The sequence below is a fragment of the Solidesulfovibrio sp. genome (assembly GCF_029978005.1).
Taxonomy (GTDB): Bacteria; Desulfobacterota; Desulfovibrionia; order Desulfovibrionales; family Desulfovibrionaceae; genus Solidesulfovibrio.
The window spans coordinates 1-16,152 of record NZ_JARKOZ010000078.1 but is presented as its reverse complement, the minus strand read 5'-3'; the positions used below and the strand labels follow the sequence as shown (position 1 = coordinate 16,152).

Genomic DNA, 16,152 nt, shown 5'->3' with positions numbered 1-16,152 from the left:
AAGGCGTGCTTGACGGCGTTGGTCACCAGTTCGTTGACGATGAGCCCGAAGGGGATGGCCTTGTCCACGGGCACGCGGCATTCGGCCAGTTCCAGGGAAAAGCCGATGCTTTTCTCGCCGCGCAGGGACTGCACCAGCTTGGGGATGAAGCGCTCCAGGTACTCCTTGAGATCCACCCGGGCCAAGTCGCCGGAGCGGTAGAGCTCCTCGTGGATGAGCGCCATGGAGGCGATGCGGTTGCGGCTCTCTTCGAAGAGTCCCTGGATGCCCGGATCCTCGATGGTCTCTTTTTGCAGGAACAGCAGGCTCGAGATGACCTGCAGGTTGTTCTTGACCCGGTGATGCACTTCCTTGAGCAGCACTTCCTTTTCCAGCAGGGAATCGCGCAGGCGCTGCTCCTTGGCCTTGTCCTCGGTGACGTCGCGGATGACGCCGACGATGAAGCGCGCGCCCGTGGCGTCGACGAAGAGCCCCTTGCGCGTGACCAGCACATGGGCCACGCCGAGGTTGTCCGTGAGGCGCTCCTCGTAGAGGTCCTCCCTACCGGTCTGGAGCACCAGATTGTCGCGGGCCACGAACACGTCGGCCTCGTCTGGGTTGACGAACTCATGGTCGGTCCTGCCGACGATCTCCGGCGCGGGGCATCCCAGCATGGCGCACAGCGCGCCGTTGACCATGACGAACCGGTGGTCGCTGTCCTTGACGAAAACCGGATCCGGGATGGATTCGAGGATCATACCCAGGAATTCGCGGGAACGGCGCAGGTCGGCCTCGATGCGCCGCCGCTGCGTGATGTCCCGGCCGACGCCCAGGATGCCGGCGAACGTCCCCGTGGAGCCGTGCAGGGCGCGGACCACACACTCCACCCAGACCGTCCCGCCGTCCTTGCGCCGAAGCTCCAGCTCCAGGGTCACCACCGCGCCCTTGTTGGAAGCGGCCTGTCTCTCCATGTCGGCGGCCGCCTGGCGCGCCCGCGCGGCGGACTCCGGCGTCAGCATCTCCTCGAAGGTCTCACACATGGCCTCTTCCACGCTCACCCCGCGCAGCCGACGCACCGAAGGACTGATGAACGTGGGACGCCAATGCGCGTCGAAGGTGAAGATGACGTCGTGAGCGTTGTCCGCGAGCAGCCGGTACTTGGCCTCGCTCTCGCGGAGGCTGCGCTCGGCCGCCCGGCGCGGGCCGATGTCGCGCACGAAGGCCAGGCCCGCCGGGCGCTCTCCGAAGGCGAGCGGCACGCCGGACACCTCGACTTCGATGGTCGTCCCGTCCAGGCGAAGGTATTGCTGCTCCTTGAGCCGCGTCGCCTGCTTGCCCTCGATGGACAGCCGCATGCGCTGCGCGACGGAATCCCTGGAATCCGGATGCACGAAGTCGAGCACCTTACGGCCGACGATGTCCGCCGCCGAGGCCGCGCCGAAAAGCCTCACCGCCTCGTCGTTGACGAAGAGAAAGACGTCGCCGTCGTGGATCACGATGGCGTCGGGCGCGTTTCCCACCACCAGGTCGTTGTGCGCCAGGCTCTCCCGCAGTTCGTCGGCCTTGCGGCGATAGGCCCGCACATGGCGGTGAAGCAGCAGGTGCAGCAGGCCCGCCGTGACGAGGACGAACCCGATCCCCTTGTAGGAAGAAACGTGCAGCAGCGTGTCCGGGGCGTCCCGGAACAGGGAGTCCGCCAGCCGATCGGAAAAAAAGATCCACAGCAAGCCGACGCCGGCGTAGCACAGGGCGATCCGCAGAGGATGGAGACTGACCAGACCCTTTCTCTCGTTCGTTTCCCTCAGCAGCATCATTCTCCACCCTCGCCTTTCCGTATCCATCGTCGGACCGACGCGACGGCCGGCTTTCCCAAGCGCCTATTGCTTTTCCGTGGCCCTGGTCAGATGCGTCACGTTGCTCTTGGTGAAGAATCCGTCGAAGCCGTCGTAACGCTCGATGTATTCGTTGACGAGGAGCGTTCGGGGCGACATCGCGGAAAATATCTGTTTGAGTCCTTCCTGGCGCGATCCCACGAGCTCGGACAGAAACCCCACGCCGTCGGAGGCAAGCCCCTCCACGACCTTCTCGATGCCCCGGGCGGCGAAGGCGGCGTGGTGGGGCCGCGTGCCGTAATTGGCGATGAAGCGCTCCGTGGGCCCGGCGTCGCCGTCGGCCCCGTCCAGGGGCGAGATGCCCGAGGTGAAGACTTGCGCGTATTCGCCGGGGCCGAGCCGGGCCACGCTGGTGATGGAATTGAGCGACTCCACGTACACGGCGAAATCGAAATGGTAGCCGGTCAGGGAGATGAATTCGGCGATGGCCGCATCGCGGTTTCCGGCCCGCACCCGGGTGGCCACGTGGTCGAGGCCGCCGATGTCGGCCAGCCAGGGCCGGTCGGGCTTGGGCGGCGGCGTCAGGTCCAGGGGGCGGCTCTTGGCGTGGGCGAAGGTTCCGGGGCGGCCCTTCCACTCGATGAACCCCAGGGAATTGCCCGTGTGGACCGAGGGCGCGGTCTGGATGAAGGAAAAGGCGTCGGTCTGGGCGGGCGTTTCGGTCATGAAGGCCACGCCGCGCCCGCGCTGCACGGCGACGTACCGGTCGAGGTCGCCGCAAACGTAAACAAAGGTTTCCAAGCGGCCGGCCCGGCCGGGCCCGGTCTTGGCTCCGGCGTTGTAGGGCGCGAAGGGATCGGGGCCGGCCGGGCGGCTCTTGACCAGGAAGTCCGCACCCAGGCCGTCGCGCAGCCACAGGCACGGCCCGCCGTCCCCGGTCAGAGGATCGTCCAGGGAGGCCTCGTGCCTAAGCGCCGTGGCGGCGAGCAGTTCGCCGACCGCGGGCAGGAGGTCCTGCGGGACCACGTCGACCACCACGGCGGCGAGCCCCCCCACGAGCCCTTCGAGCCCGGCCAGGCGGCGTTCCCGCGTCGCCCGTTCCACTTCCCGAAGCAGCATCGCGTCGTCGTTGACGAAGGCTGCGGCCATGTTCCCTCCAGGGGTTGCGGTCAGAGCATGTCCACCGGATCCAAATCCAGGGTCAGTCGCACTTTCCCCGAACCGGGCAGCGCCTCGCGGCCGGCGGCGAACACCCGGCGCACCGCCGGCCAGTCCGGGGACTTGAACAGACAGTGAAAACGCCTGCGCCCGGCGACCAGGGCCAGCGGGGCCGGGGCCGGTCCCAGCACCCGCACTCCGAGCGGCGCGGCGGCCGTCCGCATGGCCTGGCCCACGGCGGTGACCACGGCGTAGCCTTCCTCGTAGTCGCGGGGAAAGCTCAGGCGCGCCAAGCCCAATCTCGTAAATGGCGGATAACACAAGCGCCGCCTGCGGGAAAGCTCCTCCTCGAAAAAACCCTCGAAATCCCCGGCGACGACGTGGGAAAAGAACGGGTCGCCAGGCGTGCGCGTCTGGATGAGCACCCTCCCCGGCCGACCGCCCCGGCCGGCCCGGCCGGCCAGCTGGGTGAGGAGCTGGAAGGCGCGCTCCGAGGCCCGGTAGTCGGGCAATGCCCGGCCCAGGTCGGCGTCGGCGGCCACGACCAGGGTCACGTCCGGGAAATGGTGCCCCTTGGAAAGCATCTGCGTGCCGACCAGCACCCTGGCCCGTCCGGCGGCGAAGTCGGCCAGCACGGCCTCGGCCCGCTCGGGGCGGCGGGCCACGTCGCGGTCCAGGCGGGCCACGGCCGCGCCGGCGGGCAGCACGCCGGCCAGCTGCTCCTCCAGCATCTCCGCGCCCACGCCCATGGGCAGGAAGTCCGCCCCGCCGCAGGACGGGCACGGCGAGGGATGGGGCCTGGCGTAGCCGCAGTAGTGGCACACCAGCCGCTCCCGGTCCTTGTGGTAGGTCAGCGAAAGCTCGCACTGGGGGCAGCGCACGGGCGTCTCGCAGTCGCGGCAGAAAAGCAGCGGCGCGTAGCCCCGGCGGTTGAGCAGGATCATGGCCTGGTCCCCGCCGGCCACGGTCTCGGCCAGGGCGGCGGCGGCGGCGTCCGTGAGCACGCCCGTGCGGTCGCCGGTTTCGCGCCGGCCGGAGACGGCCGTGAGCTTGGGCGCGACGCGCATGTCCACGATTTCGACGGCCGGCATGCCGCCCGCCCCCACCCGGTGCGACAGGCGCACCATGGGCACGTGCCCTTCCCTGGCGGCGTGGAAGGTCTTGACGTCGGGCGTGGCCGAGCCGAGCACGAGCAGCGCCCCGGCCTTGCCGGCCCGGAAGAAGGCCACTTCCTTGGCCTGGTAGGGCAGTCGGTCCTCCTGCTTGAAGGCCCCGTCGTGCTCCTCGTCGAGCACGATGAGCCCGATGTCGCGAAGGGGCAAAAACAGGGCCGAGCGCGTGCCCGCCACGAGCATGGGCGCGTCCGGGCCGGCGGCGCGGCGGAAGGCGGCCTCGCGCGCGGCCGGGGGCTGGTAGCCGTGGTAGAGCATGGGGGACTGCCCGGGAAAGGCCCGCGCCGCAGCTCTGTGCAGCTTGGCGGCCAGGGCCACTTCCGGCGCGAGCAGCAGCGCCCGTTTGCCCCGGGCCAGGGTCCGGGCGACAAGCTCCATGTAAAGCCGCGTCTTGCCGCTGCCGGTGACGCCGAAGACGAGCCTGGCCGCGCCGTCCGGGGCGTCGAGGACCGGGGCCAGGGCGGCCAGGGCCGCCTCCTGCTCGCCGGTCAGGGGCGGCATGGCGGCAAGGCCGGCCCGGCCAGCCTCGGCGTCATCTTCGGGCGGCTCCACCTCCCCTCCCCCGGCCTCCAGGCGCACCAGGTCCAGGGCGCACAGCCGGCGCAGGATGGGCAGCGTGCCGTCACCGCATCTTTTCTTGAGGTCGGAAAGAAGCATGGGGCCGGCGTCGCACAGCGCGTCCAGGACGGCCAGCTGCCTGGCCGCGCCGGGACGCACCGGCCAGGGCGGATCGGCGGCCAGGAAGCACAAGGGATCGGCCTGCTCCCCGGCCAGCCGGCAGCGCACCAGGCCCCGTCGCCAGGCCTCGGCCAGGGCCGCCCGCTCCGCTTCCGCAAGCCTGGCCAGGGTCCTGGCCGCAAGACGCCTTGGCAGCCCGCCCTCGTCCACCACGAATTCCACCTGGGAAGTGCGCATGCCGCGCGGCAAGAGCGTGGCCAGGATGCGGCCCGGCGCGGCCAGGTGGCGGCTGGCCAGGTTCTTCACGAGGTCGAGGTAGGCGGCGTCGCAGGCGGGCTCCCGCTCCAGGGGAAAAAGGGCCGGACGCAGGGTCACGCCCGCAGGCGGCGCGCCTGCGGACTCCCAGACCAGGCCGGCCCGCAGGCTCGCGCCCATGGGCGCGAGCAGGCAAAGCCCCGGGGGAAAATCCTCCGGCGCGAACCCCGGCGGCACAACGTAGGACAGGACTGCGTAGGGCGGGGAGGTCAGGGCGACGGCGATGACGTGGCTCATGGCGCAAAAAAACGCCCGGGAGGCGCGCCTCCCGGGCGAAAATCGATGCGGCGCGCGAGGGCCTCGGCCCCGGTGGCGGACCTATTCCCCAAAGGGCAACAATTCGCGCAGACGCGGCACCAGCGACTCGCGCAGGCTCTCGTCGTGCAGGGCGAAGTAGATGTTGGCCGTGAGGTAGTCGACCCAGTCGCCGGCGTCGAAGCGCTGGCCCTGGATCTTGACCGCGAGCAGGCGGTTGTTGCCGGCCAGCCCCTTGAGGGCGTCGGTGAGCTGGATCTCGCCGCCGTGCCCGGGAGTGACCTTCTCCAGGTGGTAGAAGATGTCCGGGAACAGCACGTAGCGGCCGACGATGGCCAGGCGCGAGGGGGCCTCGTTGACCTTGGGCTTTTCCACGAGGTTGCGCACGCGGTACATGCCCGGGGCGAACTCCTCGCCCTCGATGATGCCGTAGCGCGAGACCATCTGGGGCGGCACTTCCATGACGCCGATGACCGGCATGTGCTCGGCCATGGCCACGGACAGGAGCTGCTTGATGCCGGGCTCCATGCTGAACATGAGGTCGTCGCCGACCATGACGGCGAAGGGATCGTTCTTGCAGACCTCGCGGGCGCACAGCACGGCGTGGCCGAGGCCGAGCTGTTTTTTCTGGCGCACGGAGATGATGTTGACCATCTCGGCCACTTCCCGCACCATCTTGAGCATGTCCTTCTTGCCGGTGCGCTCAAGCAGGTCTTCCAGGGTCAAGTTGTAGTCGAAGTGGTCTTCGATGATGGTCTTGTTGCGGTTGGTGACGAAGACGACGTCCTGCAGTCCCGAGGCCTGGGCTTCCTCGACCACGTACTGGACCACGGGCTTGTTGTAGACGGGCAGCATTTCCTTGGGGATGTTCTTCGTGGCCGGCAAGGACCGCGTACCCCATCCGGCGACGGGAATGACCACCTTCTTGATTTCCATGCTCTTCTCCTTGAGATGCGCGCACTGCCCTGTATGGATCGGCGCCGGCGGACCGCGCTCGTGGGTCCGACCGTCCGCGTTTTTGACCTTCCCGTCGATGCAGGCCGCCTCTCCGGGCGGCTCACGCATCACCAACCGACGTTAAATCCTTTGCACAAACAAGTCCAGCACCAAAAGGCGTTTGGTCAAGGAACCGCTCAGCGCAGGGCCTCGGCCACGGTCTCGGCGAGGTCCTGGCACAGGCGCTCGACCATGACCGGATCCTCGGCCTCGACCATGACCCGGGCCAGGGATTCCGTGCCGGAATAGCGCAGAAGCACCCGCCCCCGGCCGGCCAGGAGCCGCTCGGCCTCGGCCGTGGCCCTTTCGATGGCCGGGGCCTGGCTGAACGGGATCTTGCGGGCCACGGGCACGTTGACGAGCTTTTGCGGAAACGGACTAAGCAGCGTGGCCAACTCGGACAGCGGCTTGCCCCGCCGGGCCATGATGCGCATGAGCTGGAGCGCGGCCAGGGTGCCGTCGCCGGTGGTGCTGTGGTTGAGAAAAATCAGGTGGCCGGACTGCTCGCCGCCGAGCACCGCGCCCTGGGCGCGCATGGCCTCGACCACGTAACGGTCGCCGACGGGCGTGCGCATAAGCCTGCCGCCGCGCGAGGCCATGAAGACCTCGAGCGCCATGTTGCTCATGACCGTGGCCACCAGGAGGTTTCCCGGCAGCTGGCCGTTTTCCAGCAGGTCCAGGGCGCAGATGGCCATGATCTGGTCGCCGTCGAGGATACGGCCCTTTTCGTCGGACACGATGACCCGGTCGGCATCCCCGTCCAGGGCGATGCCGATGTCCGCCCCGGTCTCCACCACCTTTTGGGCCACGAGATCGGGATAAAGCGAGCCCACGCCCCGGTTGATGTTGGTGCCGTCGGGGTCCACGCCCATCTTGTAGACCTTGGCCCCGAGCTCTTCGAAGACCAGGGGAGCGACGCGGAAGGCCGCGCCGTTGGCGCAGTCCAGCGCGATCTTCATGCCGTCGAAGCTGACGTCCAGCGGCACGGTGTTTTTCAGGAACACGATGTAGCGGCCCGTGCTGTCCTGGATCTTGGAGGCGCGCCCGACCTCCTCGGGAGCCGGCATGTCCCACTCCTGGCCGCGGCCCTCGACCAGGTCGGCGATCCTGGCCTCCACGGCGTCGGGGAGCTTGAAGCCCATGTGGTCGAAAAATTTGATGCCGTTGTCCGTGAAGGGGTTGTGTGAGGCAGAGATCACCACGCCCACGTCCACGCGCATGTCGCGGGTGAGGAAGGAGATGGCGGGCGTGGGCAGCGGGCCGACCAGGATGACGTCCATGCCGGCGGCGCAAAAACCCGAGGTCAGCGCGTATTCGTAGATGTAGCCCGAAAGGCGGGTGTCCTTGCCGATGAGCACCTTGTGGCGGCGGCCGCCGTTTCGCAGCACCTGGCCGGCGGCCAGTCCCAGGCGCATGACGATTTCCGGGGTCATGGGGTAGTCGTTGACCCGCCCCCGCAACCCATCCGTTCCGAAAAGCCTTTTTTCCATGCGTTCTCCATGAACCGGCGCGGCCGGCCGGCTACTTCACGACGAGGCTGACCTTGTCGGGCTTGGCCTCGATGAGCTCGCAGCCCTGGGGCATCTTCACCCGGTACGAGGCGACATATTTACCCGGTTCGATATCCGGCTTCAACTCCAGGGACGCCTCGACCAGCCTGGGAAAATCCTTGTCCGACAGCACGGCGGCCGGGCCCTTGATCCGCAGCGTCACCACGTCCGGGCTGACCTCGGCCGTGCGGCCCTTGGGCCGCGTCAGGGCCAGGGGGGCGCGCAACGTCACCTCCGACTCCTTGGCGGCCAGGCTCATGGACACCCGCACCGACGTCGGCGAGGCGTCCACGTCCTCGGGCAGGTCCAGGGTCACCTGCTCGTCGAAGCGCGCCGGCGGGTTCGACGGCAGGGCCAAGGACTGGGTGCGCACCTCGGTCAGGGCGTCTATCCGGGCGGCCGGCCCGGAGACGCGCACCGTCTCGGGCACGGCCCGCACGCCCGAGACGCTGTAGCCGGCCTCGGACGTGGGCCGGGTCACCACGCGCACCGGCACGGTCTTGACGGCGCGTTGCTCCACGTCGAGGTCCAGGCGCGAGGGGCGGATTTCCACCACCTCGTAGACCTTGGGCAGGGGGATGTTCTTCGCCTCGAACTGGATGCGGTTCTTGCCGGGGGCGATCTTGCCGAGGTCGAGGTTGTAGACGAGCTGGCGCTCCTCGATCTTGCGCGCCACGCCCTTGGGTCCGCGCACGAGCACGTCCACCGTGCCGATGAGCCCGTTTTTGATGTAGAGTCCCTCGGGCGCGCCGGTCATCTCCACGCGCATGGGCATCCACGTGTCCACCTTCTCCCGGCCCGTGGTCAGGTACCAGCAGAAAAGGGCCATGGCGAAGGCGAGCAGCAGGTATTGCCAGTTGGGTCTCATGAGCGTTTGGAAAAGAGGTTCCAGAGCATGTTCTTGAGCGTGCGCTCGTCCACCGGGGAGATGAGCTTGCCGCCGTCGGCCACGGACACCACGCCCCGCTCCTCGGACACGACCACGGCCAGGGCGTCGGTCTCCTCGGTGATGCCGAGCGCCGCCCGGTGGCGGGTGCCCAGCGACGCGTCCAGCGGCACGCCGGCGACGAGCGGCAGGATGCAGCCGGCGGCGGCCACGGTCTCGCCCTGCACGATGACCGCGCCGTCGTGCAGCGGCGTATCGGGAAAAAAGATGGTGCCGAGCAGTTCCTTGCTCATGCGGGCCGAAAGCTCGACCCCGCGCGCGATCCAGTCGCCGAGCGGCACCCGGCGCTCGAACACGATCAGCGCCCCGGTGCGCGTGCGGGCCATCTGGAACACGGCCAGGATGCACTCGTCAAGAGCCGCCTCGTTCATGGCCTCGCGGCGATTGGTGCGGAAGAACCCCCAGGCCCCCACGCTGGAGAGCGCCTTGCGGATGTCGGCCTGGAACAGGATGATGAGCACCAGAAAGACCGAGCCGAGGAAGTTGGTCAGAAGCCAGTGCAGGGTGTTGAGGCCGAATTCCCCGGACAGATAATAGAGGATGCAGATGAGCAGGAAGCCGTGGAGCACGGACACGGCCCGGGTGCCGTGGATGAGCAGGAGCCCCCGGTAGAAGATGAAGGTCACCAGGGCGATGTCCAGGACCTCGACCCAGGTGATGCGCAGATTGTCGAGAAAAGCGAGCGTCATGGCGGCCGGGGCGTTCCTTGGGCGTCTCGTGTCGGTCTCCCGGAATCCATGCCTGCGAATTCCGAGAGCAATACAGCGAAAATACTTGTTCTTCCCTCAATACCAGCCGCCTGTCCCCCGGGCAAGGCGACGCTAGGCGGCGACGGCAGCGGCCAGGCGCAGGGCTGCGGAAACGCCCGCCACGTCGTGCACCCGGTGGATGCGCGCGCCGCGTCCGGCGCTGAGGGCGGAAAGCACGGCCGTGGCCATGCCCCGCTGCTCGACGGTGAGCCCAAGCACCTTTCCGAACACGGATTTGTTGGAGATTCCCAGGTAGAGCGGCCGGCCGAGGATAAGAAACCGGTCCAGGCGGCGCAGGATCTCGAGGTTGTGCTCCGTGCGCTTGCCGAAGCCGATGCCCGGGTCCAGGACCACCCGGTCCTCGGGCAGGCCGGCGCGCGAGAGCATGGCCAGCTTCTCTTCGAAAAAGGCCAGAATGTCCTCCACCACGTCGCCGTAGCGGGGATCGTCCTGCATGGTGGCCGGCCGGCCGAGGCTGTGCATGAGCACGTAGCCGGGCTTGAGTTGGGCCACGACGTCGAGGAGCCCGGAATCGAAGGCGCAGGCCGAGACGTCGTTGACCGCCACGGCCCCGGCCGCGATGGCGGCGGCGGCGCAGCCGGCCTTGAAGGTGTCCACGGCCACGGGCAGCCCGGGCAGGGCCGCGACCAGGCCTTCCACCACGGGCACGACCCGGCGCAACTCTTCTTCGAGGGGCACGGGCGCGGCCCCGGGCCGGGTGGATTCGCCTCCCACGTCGAGCATGTCCGCCCCGTCCCGGGCCAGGGACAGGCCGTGGGCCACGGCGGCGGCCGCATCCGCGTGGCGGCCGCCGTCGTAGAAGGAGTCGGGGGTGGCGTTTATGATGCCGGCGATGCGGCAAGGGCCGCAGTCGAGAGACAGGCCGCGCCCGAGCCGCCAGACGGCGGCCGGGCTATTTGCCATGTCCGCCGTCCCCGGTGTTTTTGGCCTCGTCGTCGGGCTCCAGGGTGAATTCGTCAGGGGACTGGCCCGTTTCCTGGGTCGTCGTCTGGCCGGGAGCCGGTTGGCCGGCCGAAGCGGCCGCCGTGGCGACGCCAGAAGCGCTGCCGGGCATGCTGCCCGGCGCGGCGGCTTCGCTCGCCCCGGTCGCCGCTCCCGTGGTCGCGGCCGGGGTTTCGGGCGGGGGGAGCGTTTCCCCGCGGATCAGCCGGTCGACGTCGTCGCCGGAGATGGTCTCGCGCTCGAGCAGGGCGCGGGCCACGGCCTCCAGGGCGTCGCGCTCGGCCTCCAGGATGACGCGGGCCCGGCGGTAGGCCGATTCCACGATCTTGCGCACCTCGGCGTCGATCTGGCGCGAGGTCTCCTCGCTGAAGTTCTTGTGGTGCACGAGGTCCTTGCCGAGGAAGATCTCGTTGTCGCGCTCGCCGTAGGAAAGCGGGCCCAGCACCTCGCTCATGCCCCAGGAGCAGACCATCTTGCGGGCCATGTTGGTGGCCCTTTCGATGTCGTTGCCCGCGCCGGTGGTCATCTGGTTGAGCACGAGTTCCTCGGCCACGCGGCCGCCCATGAGCACGGCCAGGTTGTTTTGCAGGAAGTCGCGGGAGTAGTTGTGCCGGTCGTCGGTGGGCAGCTGCATGGTGATGCCAAGGGCCATGCCGCGCGGGATGATGGAGACCTTGTGCACGGGGTCGGTGCCGGGGAGCTTGCGGGCGACCAGCGCGTGGCCGGCCTCGTGGTAGGCGGTGGTGCGCTTCTCCTCGTCGGTGAGGATGAGGCTTCTGCGCTCCTTGCCCATGAGCACCTTGTCCTTGGCGTGCTCGAAGTCGGCCATGTCCACCCGATCCTTGTTGATCTTGGCGGCCTGCAAGGCGGCCTCGTTGACGAGGTTTTCCAGGTCGGCCCCGGAAAAGCCCGGCGTGCCCCGGGCCAGGACGTCGAGGTTGACGTCCGGGGACAGCGGCGAGCGGCGGGAGTGGACCTCGAGGATGCGCCGGCGGCCGCGCACGTCGGGGGTGGGCACCACGACCTGGCGGTCGAAGCGGCCGGGGCGCAGAAGCGCCGGGTCCAGGACGTCGGGACGGTTGGTGGCGGCGATGAGGATGACGCCCTCGTTGGATTCGAAGCCGTCCATCTCGACGAGCAGCTGGTTCAGGGTCTGCTCGCGCTCGTCGTGGCCGCCGCCGAGGCCCGCGCCGCGCTGGCGGCCCACGGCGTCGATCTCGTCGATGAAGATCAGGCAGGGGGCGTTTTTTTTGCCCTGCATGAAGAGATCCCGCACGCGCGCCGCGCCCACGCCCACGAACATCTCCACGAAGTCCGAGCCGGAGATGGAGAAAAAGGGCACTCCGGCCTCGCCGGCCACGGCCCGGGCGAGCAGGGTCTTGCCCGTGCCGGGCGAACCCACGAGCAGCACGCCCTTGGGGATGCGCCCGCCCAGGCGGGTGAACTTCTTGGGGTCGGACAGGAACTGCACCACCTCGGTGAGCTCCTCCTTGGCCTCGTCCACGCCGGCCACGTCCTCGAACGTGACCCGGGTGGACTCCTGGGTGATCATCCGCGCCCTCGAGCGGCCGAAATTCATGGCCCGTCCGCCGCCGTTTTGCATCTGGCGCATGAAGAAGATCCACACGCCGACGAGCAGCAGCATGGGGAACCAGGACACGAGCAGCGTCATGTACCAGGGCGATTCCTCGTCCGGCTCGGCCATGACCTCGATCTTTTTCTGCATGAGGGTGGAAACGAGGGTGGGGTCCTCGGGGGCATAGGTCAGGAACTTGCCGCCGCCGGTGGTCACGCCGGAAATCTTCGGTCCCTGGATCTTCACGGAGACCACGTCTCCGGCGTTCACCTTCTGCATGAAGTCGGAATAGGAAAGCTTGGCGCTTTGCGTCTGCGGCTGGTTGAACAGATTGAACAAGACGACCATGACCAGGGAGATGGCCGCCCAAAGCATGAGATTTTTCGCGAAACTGTTCAAACTGGGGTCCTCCAGGGGACGGGCGGGGATGGGAGAGGCCCGCGTGGTGTAGGGGTTAAGGCCATACCACAGGCCCGCCGGACCTGTCCACGCGACAGGACGGCGGCCCGCAGCCGTCCGTGGGGCGTCCGGAAAACCTCGGGCAAGGCTTGCCAAGGATTGCGATGCTTCATATTGTCGGAAACAATAAGCGTTGCGAAAGCACCCGGCAAGGAGTGGCGATGTCGCCGAAGCGCATTTTGACCGTGGACGACGCCCAAAGCGTGCGGTCGCTCGTGTCCAAGGCCCTGGCCAAGGCCGGCTACGACATCGTCGAGGCCGTGGACGGCGCGGACGCCCTGGACAAGGTCGCAGGCGGCGTGGACATGGTCATCACCGACATCAACATGCCCGGCATGGGCGGGCTCGAGCTCCTGGGCCAGCTGCGCTGCCGGGCCGAGACCAGGTTCACGCCGGTCATCGTCCTGACCACCGAATCCCAGCGCGACATGCGCCAGCGCGCCGTGGCCGCCGGCGCGACCGGCTGGATCGTCAAGCCCTTCGACCCGGGGAGCCTCGTGGCCCTGGTGCGACGCTACCTCGCCTGACATGGGCCGCGACGCTCCGCCCCGCCTTCTCGCGCCGGCCGACGGCGACGCCGGCCTCGTCTCCATGGACGCCGCGGCCGTGCTCTTCCACGACGCGCCCCTGGCCGTGTACCTGCGCAGCGAGGACGGAACCTTCCTCGAAGTCAACAAGGCCATGGCCCAGCTTTTCGGCTACGACGCGCCAGAGGATTTTCTCGCGGCCATGACCGGCGTCGCCGAGCAGCACTACCTCGACGCGGACATCCGTTTGGGCATGCTGGCCGACCTGGCCCTGGCGGGCTTCGTCACGGGCCGCCAGTACCAGGCCATCGGCCGGGACGGCTTCGTCTTATGGGTGGAGGAGTCGGCCCGCCGGATCACGTCCCCCGCCGGCGAGCTCTATTATTTCGGCTACCTGCGCGACGTCACGGCCGAGAAGAGCACCAGTTGGGCCCTCAGCGAAGCCGAGGAGAAGTACCGGGCCATCTTCGAGCACGCCGTGGAGGGGCTCTTCCAGATGACGCCGACCGGGCGCTTCGTCACGGTCAACGACGCCCTGCGCCGCATGCTGGCCTTCCCTTCCGCCGAAGCCCTGACCGAGGACCCGCAGGCCGCCCTGCGCCTGTTCCCCGACCCGGGCGACCACGAGGCCCTGCTGCGCGCCCTGGAGTCCGAGGATGTCGTGCGGGGCCTGGAGGTCGCGCTGCGCCGGGGCGACGGCGAGGTCATCTGGGCCTCCATCCATGCCCGGGCCGTGCGCGACGGCCAGGGCCGGACGGTGCTCGTCGAGGGCTCCATGGTGGACGTCACCGAGCGCCGCCGCTCCCAGGAGCAACTGCGCGCCAGCCTCTCGCGCACGCGGCGCCTTTTTCACGAAACCGTGACCGCCCTGTCCAAGACCGTCCGTTTCCGCGACCCCTACACCGCCGCCCATCAGGACAACGTGGCCCGGCTGGCCGCGGCCATGGCCCGGGTCATGGGCCTGTCCGAGGACGCCGCGGCCGGCATCGGCGTGGCCGGCCAGCTCCACGACATCGGCAAGATCGTAGTGCCGGTGCGCTACCTGTGCAAGCCCGGCCGGCTGGTGGGGCTCGAGTGGGAGTTCATGCGCCAGCACGCCCAGGCCGGCTACGAGATCCTCAAGGAGATCGACTTTCCCTGGCCCGTGGCCGAAATCGTCTGGAGCCACCACGAGCGGCTCGACGGCACGGGCTATCCCCGAGGCATCGGCGCCGCGGACATGGGCGTGGAGGCCCGCATCCTGGCCGTGGCCGACGTGCTGGACGCCATGGCCTCCCATCGTCCCTACCGTCCGGCCCTCGGGGTCGCCTCCGCCTTCGAGGTCCTGGTGGAGGGCTGCGGCACGTCCTTCGACCCCGCCGCCGTGGCGGCCGCCCGAGCCGTGATCGGCGAAGGCGTGGTCCGGTACTGACGCCCTCCCGCGCTTTTTTCCGACACGCCGCCTTGTCGAACAATTTTGTCGCTGATAAAGCGACAATTTTGTTTCAAGCCCTTGAAGGGCGTCTCCCTTCCGGCTTACGTTTTCTATTTAATTCTTTTAATTCAGTATATTATATGAACTGCATCACGACTTCCCCAGCGTGGCATGACTCTTGCCAAGGAGGGTACCATCTTACTTTTGCAGCAGGAGGCATTACAAAATGCGCAAGATCGCTATCTACGGCTAGGGCGGCATCGGCAAGACCACCACCACCCAGAACACGGTCGCGGGCCTGGCGGAAATGGGCAAGAAGGTCATGGTCGTGGGCTGCGATCCCAAGGCCGACTCCACCCGCCTGCTCCTGCACGGTCTGGCCCAGAAGACCGTTCTCGACACCTTGCGCGAGGAAGGCGAAGACGTCGATCTCGACGACATCCTCAAGGAAGGCTACGGCGGCACCATGTGCACCGAGTCCGGCGGCCCCGAGCCCGGCGTCGGCTGCGCCGGCCGCGGCATCATCACTTCCATCAACCTCCTCGAGCAGCTCGGCGCCTACGAAGAGGACAAGCACCTCGACTACGTCTTCTACGACGTCCTCGGCGACGTCGTGTGCGGCGGCTTCGCCATGCCCATCCGCGACGGCAAGGCCGAAGAGATCTACATCGTCTGCTCCGGCGAGATGATGGCCATGTACGCGGCCAACAACATCTGCAAGGGCATCGTGAAGTACGCCGACACCGGCGGCGTGCGCCTCGGCGGCATCATCTGCAACAGCCGCAAGGTCGACCAGGAAAAGGAAATGATTGAGGAGCTGTGCCGGCAGCTCGGCACCCAGATGATCCACTTCATGCCGCGTGAAAACCAGGTGCAGCGCGCCGAGATCAACCGCAAGACCGTCATCGACTACTCGCCCGAGCACCCGCAGGCCGACGAATACCGCGCCCTGGCGAAAAAGATCGACGCCAACGACATGTTCGTCATTCCCAAGCCGATCGAGATCAACACCCTGGAAAAGTTGCTCATCGACTTCGGCATCTCCAACTAGGCTCGCCCCCCGCAACCTTCCACCGCCATTGCGCACACGACTTTAAGGAGCTTCGACATGCAGACCATGGTGAGAGCCATCGTTCGTCCCGAGAAATGCGATGACGTCCTGGCAGCCCTGATGGACGCCGGCTTCCCGGCCGTGACCAAGTTCAACGTCGCCGGTCGCGGCAAGCAGCGCGGCATCAAGATCGGCGAGATCCAGTACGACGAGATCCCCAAAGTCATGCTGATCTGCGTCGTGGACGACAAGGACAAGGAATTCGTGGTCAAGACGATCATGGAAAGCGCGCGCACCGGCGCCAAGGGCGCCTTCGGCGACGGCAAAATCTTCATCAGCCCCGTGGACGAGATGTACACAATCTCCTCCGGCGTGAAGGAATCCTAGGAGGGGCATCATGAAGGAGATCATGGCGGTCATCCGCATGAACAAGATGAACCAGACCCAGAAGGCCCTCGCCGACGCCGGCATCCCGGCCTTCGTGGCCCGCGAGGGCTACGGCCGCGGCAAGGGCCTGGTCAACCAGGCGGTG

14 protein-coding genes are annotated in these 16,152 nt (G+C 67.9%); 5 read left to right on the top strand and 9 right to left on the bottom strand.

The genetic code is table 11. From position 1 onward, the window contains the following. The 9 genes from Q1K70_RS09210 to ftsH all read right to left on the bottom strand — a co-directional run. A partial coding sequence (locus tag Q1K70_RS09210; RefSeq protein ID WP_300158113.1) for a PAS domain S-box protein occupies nt 1-1,793 on the bottom strand: 1,793 nt, incomplete at its 3' end. Nucleotides 1,794-1,856: 63 nt separating this feature from the next. After that, complete coding sequence (locus tag Q1K70_RS09205) at nt 1,857-2,960, bottom strand: hypothetical protein (RefSeq protein WP_300158111.1); 1,104 nt, start codon at nt 2,958-2,960, stop codon at nt 1,857-1,859. Nucleotides 2,961-2,980: 20 nt separating this feature from the next. Then, the gene (gene priA, locus Q1K70_RS09200; protein WP_300158108.1) at nt 2,981-5,371 is read right to left on the bottom strand and encodes a primosomal protein N'; all 2,391 of its coding nucleotides are present in this window, start codon (nt 5,369-5,371) and stop codon (nt 2,981-2,983) included. 81 nt (nt 5,372-5,452) lie between these two features. After that, entirely contained in the window at nt 5,453-6,325 is an 873-nt protein-coding gene (gene galU / locus Q1K70_RS09195) for a UTP--glucose-1-phosphate uridylyltransferase GalU (RefSeq protein ID WP_300158105.1), read from the bottom strand. Nucleotides 6,326-6,522: 197 nt separating this feature from the next. Further along, complete coding sequence (glmM, locus tag Q1K70_RS09190; RefSeq protein ID WP_300158102.1) at nt 6,523-7,875, bottom strand: phosphoglucosamine mutase; 1,353 nt, start codon at nt 7,873-7,875, stop codon at nt 6,523-6,525. A 31-nt stretch (nt 7,876-7,906) separates the two neighbouring features. Then, nucleotides 7,907-8,803, bottom strand: coding sequence for a CdaR family protein (locus Q1K70_RS09185; protein WP_300158099.1), 897 nt, complete (start codon nt 8,801-8,803; stop codon nt 7,907-7,909). Further along, nucleotides 8,800-9,570, bottom strand: a complete 771-nt coding sequence (cdaA, locus tag Q1K70_RS09180; RefSeq protein ID WP_300158096.1) for a diadenylate cyclase CdaA — start codon at nt 9,568-9,570, stop codon at nt 8,800-8,802. Before cdaA ends, Q1K70_RS09185 begins: the two co-directional genes overlap by 4 nt. Nucleotides 9,571-9,702: 132 nt before the next feature. Then, entirely contained in the window at nt 9,703-10,554 is an 852-nt protein-coding gene (gene folP / locus Q1K70_RS09175) for a dihydropteroate synthase (protein WP_300158092.1), read from the bottom strand. Continuing rightward, on the bottom strand, nt 10,544-12,568 hold the full coding sequence (ftsH, locus tag Q1K70_RS09170) for an ATP-dependent zinc metalloprotease FtsH (protein ID WP_300158089.1): 2,025 nt from the start codon (nt 12,566-12,568) through the stop codon (nt 10,544-10,546). Before ftsH ends, folP begins: the two co-directional genes overlap by 11 nt. A gap of 221 nt (nt 12,569-12,789) precedes the next feature. Here ftsH and Q1K70_RS09165 point away from each other — a divergent pair, with 221 nt between their 5' ends. From Q1K70_RS09165 to Q1K70_RS09145, 5 genes are all read left to right on the top strand, one after another. Next, complete coding sequence (locus Q1K70_RS09165) at nt 12,790-13,155, top strand: response regulator (RefSeq protein ID WP_300158086.1); 366 nt, start codon at nt 12,790-12,792, stop codon at nt 13,153-13,155. Nucleotide 13,156: 1 nt separating this feature from the next. Next, a complete protein-coding gene (locus Q1K70_RS09160; protein WP_300158083.1) occupies nt 13,157-14,566 on the top strand; it encodes an HD domain-containing phosphohydrolase in 1,410 nt (469 codons plus the stop codon). Nucleotides 14,567-14,828: 262 nt separating this feature from the next. Beyond that, nucleotides 14,829-15,620 carry a nitrogenase iron protein gene (nifH, locus tag Q1K70_RS09155; protein ID WP_300158118.1) on the top strand — a complete coding sequence of 264 codons (792 nt, stop codon included), beginning with the start codon at nt 14,829-14,831 and terminating at the stop codon, nt 15,618-15,620. Between the two features lie 57 nt (nt 15,621-15,677). Then, on the top strand, nt 15,678-16,007 hold the full coding sequence (locus Q1K70_RS09150; RefSeq protein WP_029458714.1) for a P-II family nitrogen regulator: 330 nt from the start codon (nt 15,678-15,680) through the stop codon (nt 16,005-16,007). A 10-nt stretch (nt 16,008-16,017) separates the two neighbouring features. Next, on the top strand, nt 16,018-16,152 hold a 135-nt coding region (locus Q1K70_RS09145; RefSeq protein WP_300158116.1), incomplete at its 3' end, for a P-II family nitrogen regulator.

Bases quoted from the DNA above. Each gene is read 5' to 3' on its own strand.
- galU (WP_300158105.1), bottom strand. From the start codon at position 6,325: ATGGAAATCAAGAAGGTGGTCATTCCCGTCGCCGGATGGGGTACGCGG.
- glmM (WP_300158102.1), bottom strand. From the start codon at position 7,875: ATGGAAAAAAGGCTTTTCGGAACGGATGGGTTGCGGGGGCGGGTCAAC.
- cdaA (WP_300158096.1), bottom strand. From the start codon at position 9,570: ATGACGCTCGCTTTTCTCGACAATCTGCGCATCACCTGGGTCGAGGTC.
- Q1K70_RS09150 (WP_029458714.1), top strand. From the start codon at position 15,678: ATGCAGACCATGGTGAGAGCCATCGTTCGTCCCGAGAAATGCGATGAC.
- Q1K70_RS09205 (WP_300158111.1), bottom strand. From the start codon at position 2,960: ATGGCCGCAGCCTTCGTCAACGACGACGCGATGCTGCTTCGGGAAGTG.
- Q1K70_RS09165 (WP_300158086.1), top strand. From the start codon at position 12,790: ATGTCGCCGAAGCGCATTTTGACCGTGGACGACGCCCAAAGCGTGCGG.
- Q1K70_RS09160 (WP_300158083.1), top strand. From the start codon at position 13,157: ATGGGCCGCGACGCTCCGCCCCGCCTTCTCGCGCCGGCCGACGGCGAC.
- folP (WP_300158092.1), bottom strand. From the start codon at position 10,554: ATGGCAAATAGCCCGGCCGCCGTCTGGCGGCTCGGGCGCGGCCTGTCT.
- priA (WP_300158108.1), bottom strand. From the start codon at position 5,371: ATGAGCCACGTCATCGCCGTCGCCCTGACCTCCCCGCCCTACGCAGTC.
- Q1K70_RS09185 (WP_300158099.1), bottom strand. From the start codon at position 8,803: ATGAGACCCAACTGGCAATACCTGCTGCTCGCCTTCGCCATGGCCCTT.